The organism is Micromonospora sp. AMSO31t (assembly GCF_008868175.1).
Classification (GTDB): Bacteria; Actinomycetota; Actinomycetes; order Mycobacteriales; family Micromonosporaceae; genus Micromonospora.
In genome coordinates this window covers 1-16,298 of the sequence record NZ_WBKT01000051.1, presented here as the reverse complement: position 1 = coordinate 16,298, position 16,298 = coordinate 1, and the positions used below count along the sequence as shown (strand labels likewise).

Genomic DNA, 16,298 nt, shown 5'->3' with positions numbered 1-16,298 from the left:
GTCAGTTCGCCTCCCGGAGTCGGCGCCGCAGGTAGACCGCGAGCAGCGCCACGATGATCACGACCATGACGTTGCCGAGGGCGGCGGCGTAGCCGTAGTTGCCGTAGCGGAACGCCTCCTCGTAGGCGAAGAGCATCGGCAGCATGGTCTTGCCGCCGGGCCCGCCCGCGGTGAGCACGTAGACCAGGCCGAACGAGTTGAAGTTCCAGATGAAGTCCAGCGAGGTGATGGCCACGACGACCGGCGCGATGGCGGGCAGCGTGACGTTGCGGAACCGGTGCCAGGTGCTCGCGCCGTCCACGGCGGCGGCCTCGTGCAGCTCGCGCGGCACGCCCTGCAAGCCGGCGAGGAGCACCACGGTGGTCTGCGGCATGCCGGCCCAGACGCCGACGAGGATGACCGCGGGCAGCGCCGTGCTGAAGTCGCCGAGCCAGTTGGTGCGCAGTCCGTCCGCGCCGACCCGGTGGAAGAACTCGTTCAGCAGGCCGGCGTCCGGGTGGTAGACCAGCTTCCACAGGATGCCGACCACCACCGGGGGCATCGCCCACGGCACCACGGCCAGCACCCGGGCCAGGCCGCGGAAGCGCAGTTGCTGGTTGAGCAGCAGCGCGAGGCCGAGGGCGAGCACGAACTGGAGCACGGTCACCCCGACCGCCCAGAGCAGGCCGATCTTGAACGAGTTCCAGAACAGCTCGTCGCCGAGCAGCTCCCGGTAGTTGGCCAGCCCGGTGAAGCTGATCTCGACGTTGCGGCCGGCGCGGGCGTCGGTGAAGCCCAGGTAGATGCCCCGCACCAGCGGGAAGACCGACAGCACCACGATGGGCAGCAGGGACGGGAGCAGCAGCAGGTAGATGCCCAGCCGGTCGGAGCGGGACCTCGCCCTGCGGGGCCCGTCGGCGCGGGCGACGTCGGGCCGGTCGGCCACCGTGGTCATGCCGTCACCTCCGGGGTACGCGGCGCGGGCGCCGGCGGGGCCGGCGCGGGAACGGTCAGCGGGGCCGTGGCGCTGGAGGCGCGCACGGCGAGGCTGGGGGCGACCTGCTCGCGGCGCGGCGGCAGGCTCGAGTCGGCGATGCGCGAGAGCAGCAGTTCGGCGGCGCGGCGACCGCGCTCGGCCGAGCCGAGGGAGACGCTGGAGAGCTGCGGGAACATCATCCGGGCCAGCTCGGTGTCGTCCATGCCGACCAGCGCCACGTCGTCGGGGACGCGCCGGCCGGCGGCGAGCAGGGCGTGCAGCGCGCCGACGGCGATCAGGTCGTTGGCGCAGACCAGCGCGTCGGGGTGGGCGCGGGCGAGGAGGCGTTCGGTGGCGGCCCGGCCGGCCGCGTACCGGAAGTCGCCGACCTCGACGAGGCGCTCGTCGAGCGCGATGCCGTGCCGGGTGAGGGCGGCCCGGAAGCCGGCGTCGCGGGCCGTGCCGGGCACGGTGTCGAGCGGGCCGTTGACGAAGCCGATCCGCCGCCGCCCGGCCGCGACCAGGTGGTCGACGGCCAACCCCACGCCGGTACGCGAGTCGGTGCGGACGTTGTCCACCGGCGCGTCGGCGGCGAGTTGCCCGACCACGACCACCGGGACCGGGCTGTCGACCAGCGCGGCGAGGTGGTCGTCGGTGACCCGGATCGGCGAGACGATCATCCCGTCGACGTAGCGGTGGGCCAGCCGGCGCAGCAGCGCCGTCTCGTTGTCGATCCGCCCGCCGGTGGCGTGCACCAGGAGCTGCCGCCCGGACGCGGCCACCACGGATTCGATGGCGCGCATCATCTCGACGTACACCGGGTTGCCGATGTCCTCGACGGCGAGCGCCACGAGGCCGGTGCGCTGCGACTGGAGCGAGCGGGCGATGGCGTTGGGCACGTAGCCGACCTCGGCCGCCGCCTCGCGCACCTTGCGGATCGTCTCCGGGCTGCCGCCGACGCCGTTGAGCACGCGCGAGGCGGAGGCGATGGAGACACCGGCGCGGGCCGCGACGGTGTGGACGGTGGGCCGGCCGTCGGCCGACTCCTGTAAACGTTTACGACCCACGCCCCGCACCTCCAGCTGCTTGCTGTAAACGTTTCCGGGAGTTTGCGCCTGACCCGACGGTCAGGTCAAGGGCTCGTTACGAAAACGTTTCCAACCGCGCTGACCTGGGTCCCCGTGATCGCGGGCCCCCACGCCAGCTCGCCGCAGTGGCGGCATCCCGCGGCCCCGGACCCCGCCACATCGGCGAGCTGGTGTCGCGTCAGCGTGGGGGAAGCGGGACCCGGGCGGCGAGAGGCCGGCCCGTCAGGCGGCGGAGCGCCAGGTAACCCTCGCAGCCGAGGCAGAGCCCGAACGCCGCGTTGAGGAAGGCGGCGGCGAGCGCGGCGGCGGTGGCGACCAGCCCGAGCAGCGGCAGCCCGGCCAGCCAGCCGACCGCGCCGACCGTGGCGAAGGCGAGACCGACGAGCTGGGCGAAGCGGACCGGGGCGAACGGCTCCAGCTCGACCGGCGGGGCGAGCCGGGGCGCGACCACCGCACGGAAGACCAGCCCGTACGGGCCGAGTCGCGGGTGGGCGGCCGTCAGCGCGAAGACGACGGCCTGGGCCAGCACGAGCCAGCCGGAGCCGGTGACCAGGGCGACGGCGAGGACGACGGTGGTGAGGGCGGCGGCGAACCGCGGTCCGCGAGGGTCGAGCAGCATGGGGGCTTCCGTTCGGCGGCGAGGGGGTCGGTCAGGGCGGTGGTGACCGGCGCACAGAGGCTCACCGCGAGCCGCCCGTGGTCCACGACCCGCCGCCGGATCAGCCGCACCCCGGTCATGCCCGCACCTCGTGGGTCAGCGGGGCGAGCGCGGCGAGCAGGTCAGCCCGGTCCGGCACGCCGGCGGCCCGCCGGACGATCCGGCCGGCGCCGTCCACGAGCAGCACGGTCGGCGTGCGCCAGATGTCCAGCTCGCGGGCCCGGTCGAGGTGTTCCTCGACGCCGACCTCCAGCAGGGCGACCCCGTCGACCCGCCCCGCGACGTCCTCGAGCACCCGGCGGGCGGCCCGGCAGGGCGCGCAGACCGGTGCGGAGAACTGGACCAGGGTGACCGTGCCGGGGCGGACGCCGAGAGCGGCCAGCGCGGCCCGGTGCGACGCGTCGCCGGCCGGGGCCACGACGCGCAGCCGGCCGTCGCGGCGGCGTCGCCACCAGCCGAAGGCGCCGGCGGCCGCGAGCACGGCGACGAGCACCAGGACACCGGTCAGGCGGGGTGGCTGCACGGCTCCAGGCTGCCACGACGGCCGGCGGCGGAGAGCCCGCCGTCCCAGCCAGCGGACGTGAGATCGCCTACTCCCCCGGTAGGAGAGAAGGTCCGGCGATCGGCGGTCGTCGCATTTGTCCTCTGGCGCACCGGCCGATCCTGGCAATATTCTCCACTTCGCGCGCAGCAGTTGGAGTTCCTTTACAAGCCCGCCCACCCGTCGGGTCACCAAGGAGATGCCATGCACTTCGACCACCCCGAGCTGGACCGTCGTACCCTGCTGCGGGCCGGCCTCGGCGCCGCCGCGGTCGCGGTCGTCGGGAGCGAACTCGCCTTCCCGGCCGCCGCGCAGGCCGCGCCGGGCGCGGACCTCGACTGGATCATCAGCTGCGACGAGTGGGGCGCCCGCCCGCCGGCGGACCCGCTGTCGATCAGCGCGATCGCGACCAACAAGATCATCGTGCACCACATGGCGTTCCCGAACAGCACGGACTACTCCGAGGAACACGCCAAGCAGCTCGCCCGCGACTGCCAGGACCTGCACATGGACACCAACCGCTGGTCGGACACCGGGCAGCACTTCACGGTCAGCCGGGGCGGCCACGTCCTGGAGGGCCGGCACGGCAGCCTGGAACGGTTGCAGGCCGGCGACCGGCAGATGATCTCGGCGCACTGCCCCGGCGAGAACGGCCGGGCCATCGGCATCGAGAACGAGGGCACCTACGTCACCGAGACGCCGCCCGAGGAGCTGTTCGACTCGCTGGTGAAGCTCTGCACCGCCATCTGCCGGCAGTACGGGCTGCACGCCCACGACATCTTCGGCCACTGGGACTTCCGGGCGACGCAGTGCCCGGGCGCGATGTTCTACCGGGAGTTCCCGGAGCTGCGCCGCCGGGTCTTCGCCACGCTCGGCACCCACCTGTCCGACGTGCCGGCCCGCCGCTGGCCGGACATCTGGCGCTTCGTCGGCGGCCCGGTGGTGCAGGTCGCGCAGTACCTGCTCACCTTCCGCGGCTACACCGTCCCGGTCACCGGCGTGTTCGACGCCGCCACCGTGGCGGCCGTGGCGGACTGGCAGGCGCGCAACGGGATCCCGGTCGACATCGACGCCACCCTCACGGCGCCGACCTGGGAGACCCTCGCGCCGGAGCTGGACAAGGACGCCACCGGCATCCCGGTGCAGGCCGTGCAGTTCATGCTCAACCTCAAGGGCTACGCCGACGTGTCGGTCACCGGCGTGTACGACCACCCGACCAAGAAGGCCCTCCAGGACCTGCAGCGCCTGCACGGACTGGCGCCGAACGGCAAGGTCAGCACCACCACCTGGTGCGCCCTGGTGGGCGGTGTGGTGCGTCAGTCGTTCCAGAAGAACTGACGGCGCACCGGCGGGGAAAGGCGGTGGAGGTGGCAACGGCGCCACCTCCACCGCTGCCGTCGCACCCGCTGCGACTCACCGGTCACGCGTCGTTGTGACTGTCGTACCTGCCTGCGACGATGGCCCTCGTTCACGGACGAAGGAGGGTCGCACAATGGCGTCTCGGCTCAATCCCTACATCAGCTTCCGCGACAACGCGCGGCAGGCCATGGAGTTCTACCAGAAGGTGTTCGGCGGCAACCTGACGCTGAGCACGTTCGGCGAGTTCGGCAACCCGGATCCCGGGGTGGCCGACAACGTCATGCACGCCCAGTTGGAGACCGACCGCGGCTTCACGCTGATGGCCTCGGACACGCCGCCGGAGATGGAATACCAGCCCGGCACCAACATCTCGATCAGCCTCAGCGGCGACGACGCCGACGAGCTACGCGGCTACTGGCAGCAGCTCGCCGAGGGCGGCACGGTCGCGCTCCCGCTGGAGAAGCAGATGTGGGGCGACGAGTTCGGCATGTGCGTCGACCGGTTCGGCATCAACTGGATGGTCAACATCGCCGGTTCCCAGGCCTGACCGCCGGGCGGAGGTGACCCGAACGGCGGTGTCCACGGTGGTGTGACCGGCGCTAGCCTGCGCCGGTCAACGCATCCCGCCGGGAAGGACGACAGTCATGGACGGCAGCCTTCGCGCACACCTCCGACGCCTGGCCGGGCTGGCCACCGCGGCCGCCCTCGCGGTGGCCGGCCTGGGCCTCGTCGCCCCGCCCGCACACGCCGAAGCCGGGCCCAAGGTCTCGGTGCTGACCCGCAACCTCTACCTGGGCGGCGATCTCACGCCGTCGATCGGGGCGCCGACCCTGCCGGCGTTCCTGGCCGCGAACGCCGCCCTGCTGAGCCACGTGGACCTGGTCGACTTCCCGGCCCGGGCGGCCCTGATCTCCGACGAGATCCGCGAGCGCAAACCCGACCTGGTCGGCCTGCAGGAGGTCGCGCTGTGGCGCACCGGGCCGCTCGGCGACCCGGCCCCGGCCACCGAGGTCCGCTACGACTACCTGGCACTGCTGATGGCGCGGCTGGCCGGGTCCGGCCACCGGTACGACGTCGTCGTGGTGCGGGACGAGGCGGACCTGGAGGCCCCGGCCGGGGCGCCGCACCTGCGGGACGTCCGCCTGACCATGCGGGACGTGATCCTGGTGCGGCACGGCGGCCGGATCAAGGTGCACGCCACCTCGTCGGCCAACTTCGTCAACAACCTGGTGTTCCCGCTCGCCGCCACGGGCGGCACCGCCACGAGCACCCGCGGCTGGACGGCCGTGGACGCCACGGTGGGCAGCCGCGCCTTCCGGTTCGTCAACACCCACCTGGAGGCGTTCCACCCCGGCGTCCGCCTGCTGCAGGCGCAGGAGCTGCTGCGCGGCCCGCTGGGCGTCCCCGGCCGGCTGATCCTCCTCGGTGATCTGAACAGCGGGCCCGAGCTGCCCGACCCGACCAACCGGCTCGCGTACCTCGCCCTGGTCGCCGGGGGGATGGTCGACACCTGGCCGATCCTGCACCCCGGCGATCCCGGCTACACCGCGGGGCTGGGCGACGACCTCACCGAGCCGGCCGGCGACGTCGAGCACCGGATCGACATGGTGCTGGTCCGCGGCGCGGTGACGCCGGTGTCCAGTGCGGTCTTCGGCACCGAGCGGCAGACGCCCGCCGGCCGGTGGGCGTCGGACCACCTGGGTCACCAGGCCGTGCTCGCGCTGCCGTGATCGTGGCGAAACGTCGACATTCGCGCCTGGTGAACGCCACCTATCCCAAGGCATGGAACGCCATCAATCATTACCGGGAGGTAGACATGAGTCACTCTCACCTCCGGGTGTGACGCCCGGGCACGGAGGGCGAGACGTCGGCAAGCGGTAGCCGGGCGCAGCCCCGGCCCGACTCCGCACATCCGGAGGATCCGCCATGCCCCGTCCCACCACCCGTGCCCGGCTCGCGGCCCTGGCCGCGACCCTCACCGCTGCGGCGAGCGCCCTGACGGTCGTCCCACCGTCACCGGCGCTCGCCGCCACCACCTTCGCCCCCGACGACTACTGCCTCGGCCAGTGCGCCGACATCCTGCCGCCCGGCGAGAACGGCAACGCCACCCTCGCCGCGATCCTCGCCCACCAGGCGCTCGGCACCCGCCCCGCGCACTCCAGCGACCAGCTCGACGAGTACGCGAACCTGGTCTACGGCTACGCCGGGCTCACCGACGAGCAGATCGTCCAGTTCTACAACGACGCCTCGTTCGGCGTGCCCGACGCGCAGGTGGAGAGCACCGTGCGGCCCCGCGCGGACGTCACCATCGTGCGCGACAAGGCGACCGGCGTCCCGCACGTCACCGGCACCACCCGCTCGGGCACCATGTTCGGCGCCGGCTACGCCGGGGCCCAGGACCGGCTCTGGGTGATGGACCTGCTGCGGCACGCCGGCCGCGGCACGCTCACCTCCTTCGCCGGCGGCGCACCGGGCAACCGGGAGCTGGAGCAGAGCATCTGGGCCAACTCGCCCTACACCGAGGCGGACCTGCAGGCCCAGGTCGACGCGCTGCGCCAGAAGGGCGCCCGCGGCCAGCAGCTCTACGACGACGTCACCGACTACATCGCCGGCGTCAACGCCTACATCGACCGGTCCATCAGCGCCGACAACTACCCGGGCGAGTACGTGCTGGCCGGCGCCGGCAAACCGAAGCACTTCACCATGACCGACCTGATCGCCACGGCCGGCGTCGTCGGCGGCCTGTTCGGCGGGGGCGGCGGCTCGGAGATCCAGTCCGCCCTGGTCCGGGTGGCCGCCCGGGCGAAGTTCGGCGCCGCCGAGGGCGACCGGCTCTGGCAGGCGTTCCGGTCCCAGAACGACCCGGAGACCGTGCTCACCCTCCACGACGGACAGAGCTTCCCGTACGGCGCCACCCCGGCCGGCGCGACCGGCGCCGTGCTCCCCGACGCCGGCAGCGTCGTCGCCGAGCCGCTCGCCTACGACCAGACCGGCGGGGCCGCGGCCGCCCGGGCCGGCACCGGCAGCGCCAGCACCCAGGGGCTGCTCAGCGGCCTCGCCGGGCTGCGGTCGCACGGCATGTCCAACGCCGTGGTGGTCTCCGGCCGGCACACCACCACCGGCAACCCGGTCGCCGTGTTCGGCCCGCAGACCGGCTACTTCGCGCCGCAACTGCTCATGCTCCAGGAACTCCAGGGGCCGGGGGTCAGCGCCCGGGGCGCCGCCTTCGCCGGGCTGAACCTGTACGTGCTGCTCGGCCGGGGCCAGGACTACGCGTGGAGCGCCACCTCCGCCAGCCAGGACCTCACCGACACGTACGCGGTGCCGCTGTGCACCACCGACGGCAGCGCCCCGACGCTCGCGTCGACCCGCTACCTGTGGCACGGGCAGTGCGTGGCCATGGAGGTCATCGAACACCGTAACTCCTGGTCGCCCACGCTGGCCGACTCCACCCCGGCCGGCTCCTACACCCTGCGCGCGCTGCGCACGAGGTACGGGCTGGTCGCCTACCGAGGGCTGGTGAACGGGCAGCCCACCGCGTTCACCAAGCTGCGCTCGACCTACCGGCACGAGGCCGACTCGGCGATCGGCTTCCAGGCGTACAACGACCCGGCCGCGATGGGCTCGGCGGCTGCGTTCCAGCAGTCCGCCGCGAACGTCGGCTACGCGTTCAACTGGTTCTACGTCAACTCGACCGAGGCGGCCTACTTCAACTCCGGATCCAACCCGGTCCGGCCGTCCACGGCCGACCCCAACCTGCCCACCCGCGCCGAGGCGGCTCACGAGTGGGTCGGCTGGAACGCGGACACCAACACCGCCACCTACACGCCGGCCGCCGCCCATCCGCAGTCGGTGAACCAGGACTACTACGTCAGCTGGAACAACAAGCAGGCCCGGGACTTCGGCGCCGCCGACGGCAACTTCAGCTTCGGCGCGGTGCACCGGGCCCAGCTCCTGGACGGACCGGTGCGCGCCGCGATCGCGCAGCGCAAGCTGGGCCGGGCCGACGTCGTGCGGATCATGGCCGACGCCGCGGTCACCGACCTGCGGGGCCAGCAGGTACTCGGCGACCTGCTCCGGGTGCTCGGCAGCGCGCCGGTCACCGACCCGGCGCTGGCCGACGCGGTGAGCAAGCTGCGGGCTTGGCAGCAGGCCGGCGCCCGCCGGGTGGAGACCGCCCCCGGCTCGAAGGTCTACCAGCACGCCGACGCCATCCGGATCTTCGACGCCTGGTGGCCGCTGCTGGCCGCCGCGGAGTTCCGGCCCGGCCTCGGCCCCGACCTCTACGCCGCGCTGGTCGACGCCATCGAGGTCAACGAGGCGCCGTCGGGCGGCCAGAACGGCGGCCGCGACGGCAGCGCCGTGTGGGCACTGCAAGGGCAGCCGCACAAGGGCTCCTCCTTCCAGTACGGCTGGTGGGGTTACGTCGACAAGGACATCCGCACCGTGCTCGGGGACCCGGTGGCCGGCGGGCTGGGCCGGTCGTACTGCGGCAACGGCAACCTCGGGGCCTGCCGGCAGAGCCTGCTCGACACCCTCGCGCAGGCCGCCGCCGTGCCGGCCGCCACGGTCTACCCGGGCGACAAGTCGTGCGGGGCGGGTGACCAGTGGTGCGCCGACGCCATCGCGCAGTCCGGTCTCGGGGGCATCACCCACCCGGTGATCGCCTGGCAGAACCGGCCCACGTACCAGCAGGTCGTCTCGTTCCCGGCGCGCCGCGGCGACGACGTCACCAACCTGGCCCAGGGGCGCGCCGCGACCGCGTCGAGCACCCAGTTCCTCACCAGCCACACGCCGGACAAGGCCGTCGACGGCAGCCTGGGCAGCCGCTGGGCCAGCAGCTACAACGACAACCAGTGGATCCGGGTCGACCTGGGCTCGGCCCGCACCGTGGGCCGGGTGGTGCTGCGCTGGGAGGCCGCCTACGGCAGCGCGTACCGGATTGAGGTGTCCGCGGACGGCGGCACCTGGCAGCCGGTGTTCAGCACCACCGCCGGCAACGGCGGGACGGACAACGTGACCCTCGCCCCGGTCACCGCCCGCTACGTGCGGGTGTACGGGGTCAAGCGGGCCACCTCGTACGGCTTCTCCCTCTACGAGTTCGAGGTCTACGGTCGATGACACCGGACGGCCGGCCGGCGGGACCGCACCCGCCGGCCGGCCACCGGCATACGATCATGGGATGAGCGGCGGCACCGTACCGATCGGCCCGGCTCTGGTCGTCGCGCTCACCGCGCTCACCCTGGCCGGCGCCGCCGTGCTGCGGCTCACCGGGCTCGGCCGGGCCCGGACCGTGCTCACCGCGGCGGCCCGGGCCACCGTCCAGCTCGGCGCGGTCTCCGTGGTCATCGTCGCGGTGCTCCGCGCCTGGTGGAGCACGGCCGCGTTCGTGCTGCTCATGTACGTCGTCGCCGCGCTCACCGCCCGGCGGCGGATCGGCGCGGGGCCCGCCCGGGTCGCGCCGCTGGCCATCGCGGCCGGGGTGGCGCCCAGCCTGGCCGTGCTGCTGGCGAGCCGGGCCCTGCCGGCGACCCCGCTGGTGGTGCTGCCCACCGCCGGCATCCTGATCGGCGGGGCGATGACCGCGACCAGCCTGGCGGGCCGGCGCACCCTCGACGAGCTGCGCACCCGGCACGGCGAGTACGAGGCCGGGCTCGCCCTGGGGCTGCTCCCCCGCGACGCCGCGCTGGAGATCTGCCGCCCGGCCGCCGGGCAGGCCCTCGTCCCGGCGCTCGACCAGACCCGCACGGTCGGGCTGGTCACCCTGCCCGGCGCGTTCGTCGGGGTGCTGCTCGGCGGCGCCGGGCCGGTCCGCGCCGGGGCCACCCAGCTGCTGATCCTGCTCACCCTGCTGGCCGTGGAGGCGGTGGCCATCGCGGTGGCCGTCGAACTGCTGGTCCGGGACCGCGCCCGCACCGAGCCCTGACGGTGGGCGGACCACCCCGGACGGCCAGGTGTAGCCGGCACCGGACGGGGAAACCGGCCGCGCCTGGGGCCGAGAAGGAAGGACCGGCATGGAGAGTCGCGCGAAGTCGATGGGGCACGCGATCCACCCCATCCTGATCGTGTTCCCGCTCGGACTGCTCGCCACCTCGGTGATCTTCGACATCCTGTACCTGATCACCGACCGGACGGGCTTTCAGGTGTCCGCCGCGTACACCATCGCCGCCGGCGTGATCGGCGGGCTGGTCGCGGCGGTGTTCGGCCTGATCGACTGGCGGGCCATCCCGGCCGGCACCCGCGCCAAGCGGGTCGGCGCGACGCACGGCCTCGGCAACGTGGTCGTCGTGGTGCTGTTCGCGGTGAGCTGGCTACTGCGCCGGGGCGCGGACAACTGGGAGCCGAACGCCGGTGCGCTGGTCTGCAGCTTCGCCGGCATCGTGCTGGCCGGGTTCACCGGCTGGCTGGGCGGCGAACTGGTCGAGCGGCTGGGGATGAGCGTGAGCGACGAGGCCGGCCTGAACGCGCCGAGTTCGCTCTCCCACCGGCCGCGCGCCCGCGGCGCCTGACCCGCCCCGCGGGCCGGGTGTAGCCGCTGCCGCGCCGGGAACCCGCCGGCCCGGGCGGCCGACGGGCGCCGCCGGGCGCGGGAGAAGGGACGAGCGGATGCGGGCGATCACTCTCGACCGGGACGGGGCGGCGCCGACCGCCCGGGACGATTTGGCCCGGCCCAGTCCCGGCCCGGACGAGCTGCTGGTCCGGGTGCGGGCGTCCTCGGTCAACGCCTTCGACCGCAAGGCGGCGGACGGGGCGATGCGGGGCGCGATGGACTACCGGTACCCGGTGGTGCTCGGCAAGGACTTCGCCGGCGAGGTCGAGGCGATCGGCGGCACCAGCGAGTTCCGGGTCGGCGACCCGGTGTTCGGGGTGCTCATGCGCTCCTACCTGGGCGACGGCACGTGGGCCGAGTACGTGACGGCCGGCGGTCCGGACGGAATCTCCCGCGTACCCGACGGCATCGAGCTGGCCACGGCGGGCGTGCTCGGGCTGGCCGGCGCCACCGCCCTCGACACGCTCGACGCGCTGGCCGTCCGGCCCGGCGACACGGTGCTGGTGGCCGGGGCGACCGGCGGCGTGGGCGCACTGGCCGTGCAGTACGCCCGGCTCGCGGGCGCCCGGGTCGTCGCCACCGCCCGCCCCGGGCCCGCCACCGACTTCATCCGGGACCTGGGCGCAGCCGAGGTGGTCGACTACACCGGCGACCTGACCGGGCAGGTGCGGGCGCTCGCCCCGGACGGCGTCGCGGCGGTGGTGCACCTGGCCGGCGAGGGCGCGCCGCTCGCGGGGCTGCTCGCCGCCGGTGGGCGGTTGGCCTCCACCATCGGCTTCGGCCCCGACCAGCACCCGGCGGCCGTCTCGATCCTCGGCAAGCCGGAGCGCGGGACGCTCGACCGGCTCGCCGACGACGTGCTGGCCGGTCGCGTCCGGGTGCCGGTCGACCGCCGCTACGAGCTGGACGAGGTGCCCCGGGCCCTGACCGAGTTCGGCGGCGCCCTGGGCAAGCTGGCGATCAGCATGCCCTGACCGGCCCGCCGTTCGAACATCTGTGCGAACATGTCCTGGTGTCGAGCGAGGCCACCATCCTGCACGCCGACCTGGACGCGTTCTACGCCTCCGTCGAGCAGCGTGACGACCCCCGGCTGCGCGGCCGGCCGGTGATCGTCGGCGGTGGCGTGGTCCTCGCCGCCAGCTACGAGGCCAAGGCGCGGGGGGTGCGCAGCGCCATGGGCGGCCGGCAGGCCCGGCGGCTCTGCCCCGACGCCGTCGTGGTGCCGCCCCGGATGGCGGCCTACACGGCGGCCAGCCGGGCGGTGTTCGAGGTCTTCCGGCGCACCACCCCGCTGGTCGAGGGGCTCAGCATCGACGAGGCGTTCCTCGACGTGGGCGGGCTGCGCCGGCTGGTCGGCCCACCCGCCGGGATCGCCGCCGAGCTGCGCCGGGAGGTACGCCGGCAGGTCGGCCTGCCGATCACCGTGGGAGTGGCCCGCACCAAGTTCCTCGCCAAGGTGGCCAGTGGGGTGGCCAAGCCGGACGGGCTGCTGGTCGTCGCACCCGAGGGCGAGCTGGCCTTCCTGCACCCGCTGCCGGTGGAACGGCTCTGGGGCGTCGGCCCGGTCACCGCCGCGAAACTGCGCGAGCGGGGCCTGCGCACCGTCGGGCAGGTGGCCCGTCTCGACGAGCCGACCCTGGTGTCGCTGCTCGGCGCGGGCGCCGGCCGCCACCTGCACGCCCTCGCCCACAACCGCGACCCGCGCGCCGTGCAGGTCGGCCGGCGGCGCTCCTCGATGGGCGCGCAGCACGCGCTGGGCCGCGAGCCGCACTCCCCCGCCGAGCTGGACGCCGTGCTGGCCGGGCTGGTCGACCGGGTCACCGGCCGGATGCGGGCGGCCCGCCGCACCGGCCGCACGGTGACCCTGCGGCTGCGCTTCGCCGACTACACCCGGGCCACCCGCGCGCACACGCTGGACAAGCCGACCGCGCAGACCGGGCCGCTGCGGGCCACCGCCCGGTCGCTGCTCCGGGCCGCGCTGCCGGAGATCGAGACCCGTGGCGTCACCCTCATCGGCGTCGCCGTCGGCAACCTGGACGACGGGCACGTGCAGCTCACCCTGCCGTTCACCCGCGACCCGGGGCCGGCGCTGGACGCCGCCGTCGACGCGGTGCGGGACCGGTTCGGGTCCCGCGCGCTGACCCGCGGGGTGCTGCTCGGCCGCGAGCCCGGTTTCGAGATGCCCATGCTGCCCGACTGACGGTACGGTCCACCGATGTCCCTGTTCCGCACCCCGCAGGTGATCCTGTTCAGCGAGGACGTGCCCCGGGCCGCCGCCTTCTACGCCGGGCTGGGCTTCACCGAGACCTTCCGGGTGCCCACCGAGGGCACCCCGATCCACGTCGACCTGATGCTGGACGGCTACCGGATCGGCATCGCCTCGGTGGCGTCCACCCGCGACGACCACGGGCTCGACCCGGTGCCCAGCGGGCAGCGCGCCGCCGTGATCCTGTGGACCGACGACACCGCGGCCGCGTACGCGACGCTGACCGCCGCGGGCGCGCCGGCGCTCGCCGCCCCGCACGTCTGGCTGGACCGGCTGCTCATCGCCTGGACGGCCGACCCGGACGGCAACCCGGTCCAACTCGTCCAGCACCTGCCCGCCGACGCCACGTGAGCGCGCGGAGGGCGGACACCCTCGCCGTCCGCAACGCCGACGGACAGGTGCGCCTGTTCGCGCGCCGCCTCCTCCCTGGGTAGGAGACCGGTTCCGTACCTGTGGCCGGCATCGGGGCCTCCGGTCGGGCGCGACCGGATCGCCGGCCCACGAGCATCTACAGGCATGACTACCGTGCTGAACCGGGCGGCCCGCTGGCACCGCCCCCTCATGCTCTTCGTCGCGGCGATGGTGGCGCTCACCGTCGTCGCGGCCGTCGGCGTTCTGGCCGACCCGCGGGTGCTCACCGGCGCGCCGATCTGGCTCAAGCCGCTGAAGTTCGCCATCTCGTTCGTGCTCTACGGGACCACCCTCGCCTGGATGCTCACCCTGCTGCCGCGCCGCAGCCGGGTCGCCGAGTGGGCGGCCACCCTGATCGTCGCGATGGCCGTGGTGGAGATGGCGATCATCGTCACGCAGGTGCTGCGCGGCACCACCAGCCACTTCAACGGCACCTCCCCGCTGAACGCCGCGCTGTTCTCGGCCATGGGCGCGGCGATCATGGTGCTCTTCGTCGCCCAGTTGGTGATCGGGATCGTGGCGCTGATCGGACGCGCGGCGGACCGGGTCGCCGGCTATGCCGTCCGGCTGGGCCTCGGCCTGTCCCTGCTCGGCATGCTGGTCGCCGTCCCGATGGTGACCCGCACGCCCGATTCCACGGCCGAGGAGATCAGCGGGGCGCACAGCGTCGGCGTGGCGGACGGCGGGCCGGGGCTGCCCCTGGTCGGCTGGAGCACCACCGGCGGTGACCTGCGGATCGGGCACTTCGTCGGGCTGCACGCCCTCCAGGCGCTGCCGCTGCTGGCTCTGCTACTCAACCGCTTCCTGGCCGCCCGGCTGGACGAGCCGACCCGGGCCCGCCTGGTGCTCGTCGCCGGCGCGGCGTACGGCGCGGCCACGCTGCTGCTCACCTGGCAGGCGCTGCGCGGCCAGCCGCTGCTGCGCCCGGACGCGCTCACTCTGGCCGTCGCGGCGGCCCTGGTGGCCGTGACGGCGACCGCCGCCGGTGCGGTCCTGGTCCGCGGGCAGCGCCGCCCGGACGTGGTGGTGGCCGCGTGACCGGGACGCTGTTCACCCTGACGTTCGCGGTCGCCGCGCCGTTCTGGGCGCTGATGATCCTGCGCGGCATGCCGGCGCTGCTCACGGCGCCGGTGCTGGTCCTGACCATCCTGCTCGGACCGCTCGGCCTGGCCGTCCACCTGGGACTGCGCGCCGGGTGGGGCCGGCCGGCCGGCACCCCGCCTCCCGGCCGGGGCCGGCCGGCCGTCACCCCGGCTGCCGGCCGCACCGCCTAGGCTGGCATCGTGGGCTGGGTGGGTCGCCTCTTCGACGCGAGGGACACCCTCGCGCGGATGCTGCTGCTGGACCTCAGCGGGCTCGGCTACCTGGTGTTCGGCGCGCAGGGCCACCACGCGCCGACGACCACGCAGTGGGCGCTGGCGCTGGTCGCGTTCGCCGCCGCGCTGCTGTTCCACCGCCGGCCGCTGGTGAACCTCGTGGCGCAGGCCGCGCTGCTGGCGGTCGCGTTCGCGCTGGTCGACGACACGACGATCAACCAGGTCGGCGCCAGCTGGGCGCTGCTGGAGCTGACCATGCGGGCCGAGCGGTCCCGCACCATCTGGCTGGCCGCCGGGCTGCTGGTCGCCGTCGACCTGACCGATTCGATCGGTGACCCGGTGCCTCGGCTGCTGTCCGGCGTCTTCGGGCTGACCGTCGAGGTCGGCATGCCGCTGCTGCTCGGCCTGGTCATCCGCACCACCCGGGAGCTGGCCCGGCAGGCCGAGGAGCGGGCCGCCGCCGAGCAACGGCGGCGGGAGTCGGAGAGCCGGGCCGCTCGCGCCGACGAACGCAGTGCCATCGCCCGGGAACTGCACGACGTGGTGGCGCACCACGTCGCGTCGATGGTGCTGCGGGTGGGCGTGGCCCGGCACGTGCTGCCGGACCTGGACCCGCGGGTGGGCGAGGTGTTCGACGACGTGCACGGCACCGGGTCGGCGGCGCTGAACGACCTGCGCCGCCTGGTGGCGGTCCTGCGCGAGCCCGACGGGGTACGCGACGCCGCGCTGACCGCGATCGAGCCCTCGGCGGTCCCGGCGGCGCTGGACGCGGCGGTGGACCGGGCCCGCCAGGCGGGCGTCACCGTGGAGGCCGACGTCGACCCGGCGGTCGGTGCGCTGGACGCCGTGCGGGGCCAGGCGGTCCTGCGCCTGACCCAGGAGGCACTGACCAACGTGGCCAAGCACGCCGGCACGGCCGCACGGGCCCGGCTCACCGTGGCGGTGGTCGACGGGGCCGTCCACTGGGAGGTGTCCGACGACGGGCGGGGGCCGGCGCCCGCCGCGGCGCCGGCCGGCGGCGGGCACGGCCTCATCGGGATGCGGGAACGGGTCGAGGTGCTCGGCGGGCGGCTGGAAGCCGGCCCCACCGGCGCCGGCTGGCGGGTCCGCACCGTGCTGCCGGCCGGGGCACCCGCAGCGGACGGGCCGCCCCG

At 74.5% G+C, this 16,298-nt stretch carries 16 protein-coding genes; 12 read left to right on the top strand and 4 right to left on the bottom strand.

Translation table 11 applies throughout. The features are described from left to right. Position 1 precedes the first annotated feature (1 nt). The 4 genes from F8274_RS14190 to F8274_RS14175 form a co-directional block, all read right to left on the bottom strand. Positions 2-934 (bottom strand): carbohydrate ABC transporter permease, encoded by a 933-nt coding sequence (locus tag F8274_RS14190; RefSeq protein WP_151462787.1) that lies wholly within the window; start codon positions 932-934, stop codon positions 2-4. Further along, a complete protein-coding gene (locus F8274_RS14185; RefSeq protein ID WP_151462786.1) occupies positions 931-2,022 on the bottom strand; it encodes a LacI family DNA-binding transcriptional regulator in 1,092 nt (363 codons plus the stop codon). Before F8274_RS14185 ends, F8274_RS14190 begins: the two co-directional genes overlap by 4 nt. Positions 2,023-2,221: 199 nt before the next feature. Next, positions 2,222-2,662, bottom strand: coding sequence for a DUF4395 domain-containing protein (locus F8274_RS14180; protein ID WP_151462784.1), 441 nt, complete (start codon positions 2,660-2,662; stop codon positions 2,222-2,224). Positions 2,663-2,777: 115 nt separating this feature from the next. Further along, a complete protein-coding gene (locus F8274_RS14175; protein ID WP_225853788.1) occupies positions 2,778-3,224 on the bottom strand; it encodes a thioredoxin family protein in 447 nt (148 codons plus the stop codon). 222 nt (positions 3,225-3,446) lie between these two features. Here F8274_RS14175 and F8274_RS14170 point away from each other — a divergent pair, with 222 nt between their 5' ends. From F8274_RS14170 to F8274_RS14115, 12 genes are all read left to right on the top strand, one after another. Then, positions 3,447-4,580: an N-acetylmuramoyl-L-alanine amidase gene (locus F8274_RS14170; RefSeq protein WP_151462783.1), complete on the top strand. Its 1,134-nt coding sequence runs from the start codon at positions 3,447-3,449 to the stop codon at positions 4,578-4,580. Positions 4,581-4,734: 154 nt separating this feature from the next. Beyond that, positions 4,735-5,148, top strand: coding sequence for a VOC family protein (locus F8274_RS14165; protein ID WP_151462781.1), 414 nt, complete (start codon positions 4,735-4,737; stop codon positions 5,146-5,148). A gap of 97 nt (positions 5,149-5,245) precedes the next feature. Further along, positions 5,246-6,331 (top strand): endonuclease/exonuclease/phosphatase family protein, encoded by a 1,086-nt coding sequence (locus F8274_RS14160; RefSeq protein WP_151462780.1) that lies wholly within the window; start codon positions 5,246-5,248, stop codon positions 6,329-6,331. 196 nt (positions 6,332-6,527) lie between these two features. Continuing rightward, complete coding sequence (locus tag F8274_RS14155) at positions 6,528-9,722, top strand: penicillin acylase family protein (RefSeq protein WP_151462779.1); 3,195 nt, start codon at positions 6,528-6,530, stop codon at positions 9,720-9,722. A gap of 61 nt (positions 9,723-9,783) precedes the next feature. Further along, a complete protein-coding gene (locus tag F8274_RS14150; RefSeq protein WP_151462778.1) occupies positions 9,784-10,527 on the top strand; it encodes an ABC transporter permease in 744 nt (247 codons plus the stop codon). An 88-nt stretch (positions 10,528-10,615) separates the two neighbouring features. After that, entirely contained in the window at positions 10,616-11,110 is a 495-nt protein-coding gene (locus F8274_RS14145) for a DUF2231 domain-containing protein (RefSeq protein WP_151462777.1), read from the top strand. Between the two features lie 97 nt (positions 11,111-11,207). Then, complete coding sequence (locus F8274_RS14140; protein WP_151462775.1) at positions 11,208-12,125, top strand: NADP-dependent oxidoreductase; 918 nt, start codon at positions 11,208-11,210, stop codon at positions 12,123-12,125. Between the two features lie 38 nt (positions 12,126-12,163). Further along, positions 12,164-13,351 carry a DNA polymerase IV gene (gene dinB / locus F8274_RS14135; RefSeq protein ID WP_151462774.1) on the top strand — a complete coding sequence of 396 codons (1,188 nt, stop codon included), beginning with the start codon at positions 12,164-12,166 and terminating at the stop codon, positions 13,349-13,351. A gap of 15 nt (positions 13,352-13,366) precedes the next feature. Next, a complete protein-coding gene (locus F8274_RS14130) occupies positions 13,367-13,768 on the top strand; it encodes a VOC family protein (protein ID WP_151462773.1) in 402 nt (133 codons plus the stop codon). Positions 13,769-13,933: 165 nt separating this feature from the next. Further along, a complete protein-coding gene (locus F8274_RS14125) occupies positions 13,934-14,866 on the top strand; it encodes a hypothetical protein (protein ID WP_151462772.1) in 933 nt (310 codons plus the stop codon). Further along, positions 14,863-15,102, top strand: coding sequence for a hypothetical protein (locus F8274_RS14120; RefSeq protein ID WP_151462771.1), 240 nt, complete (start codon positions 14,863-14,865; stop codon positions 15,100-15,102). Before F8274_RS14125 ends, F8274_RS14120 begins: the two co-directional genes overlap by 4 nt. A gap of 9 nt (positions 15,103-15,111) precedes the next feature. Then, a partial coding sequence (locus tag F8274_RS14115; protein ID WP_151462769.1) for a sensor histidine kinase occupies positions 15,112-16,298 on the top strand: 1,187 nt, incomplete at its 3' end.

Bases quoted from the DNA above. Each gene is read 5' to 3' on its own strand.
- F8274_RS14160 (WP_151462780.1), top strand. From the start codon at position 5,246: ATGGACGGCAGCCTTCGCGCACACCTCCGACGCCTGGCCGGGCTGGCC.
- F8274_RS14125 (WP_151462772.1), top strand. From the start codon at position 13,934: ATGACTACCGTGCTGAACCGGGCGGCCCGCTGGCACCGCCCCCTCATG.
- F8274_RS14180 (WP_151462784.1), bottom strand. From the start codon at position 2,662: ATGCTGCTCGACCCTCGCGGACCGCGGTTCGCCGCCGCCCTCACCACC.
- F8274_RS14145 (WP_151462777.1), top strand. From the start codon at position 10,616: ATGGAGAGTCGCGCGAAGTCGATGGGGCACGCGATCCACCCCATCCTG.
- F8274_RS14150 (WP_151462778.1), top strand. From the start codon at position 9,784: ATGAGCGGCGGCACCGTACCGATCGGCCCGGCTCTGGTCGTCGCGCTC.
- F8274_RS14155 (WP_151462779.1), top strand. From the start codon at position 6,528: ATGCCCCGTCCCACCACCCGTGCCCGGCTCGCGGCCCTGGCCGCGACC.
- F8274_RS14130 (WP_151462773.1), top strand. From the start codon at position 13,367: ATGTCCCTGTTCCGCACCCCGCAGGTGATCCTGTTCAGCGAGGACGTG.
- F8274_RS14140 (WP_151462775.1), top strand. From the start codon at position 11,208: ATGCGGGCGATCACTCTCGACCGGGACGGGGCGGCGCCGACCGCCCGG.
- F8274_RS14170 (WP_151462783.1), top strand. From the start codon at position 3,447: ATGCACTTCGACCACCCCGAGCTGGACCGTCGTACCCTGCTGCGGGCC.
- F8274_RS14190 (WP_151462787.1), bottom strand. From the start codon at position 934: ATGACCACGGTGGCCGACCGGCCCGACGTCGCCCGCGCCGACGGGCCC.
- F8274_RS14165 (WP_151462781.1), top strand. From the start codon at position 4,735: ATGGCGTCTCGGCTCAATCCCTACATCAGCTTCCGCGACAACGCGCGG.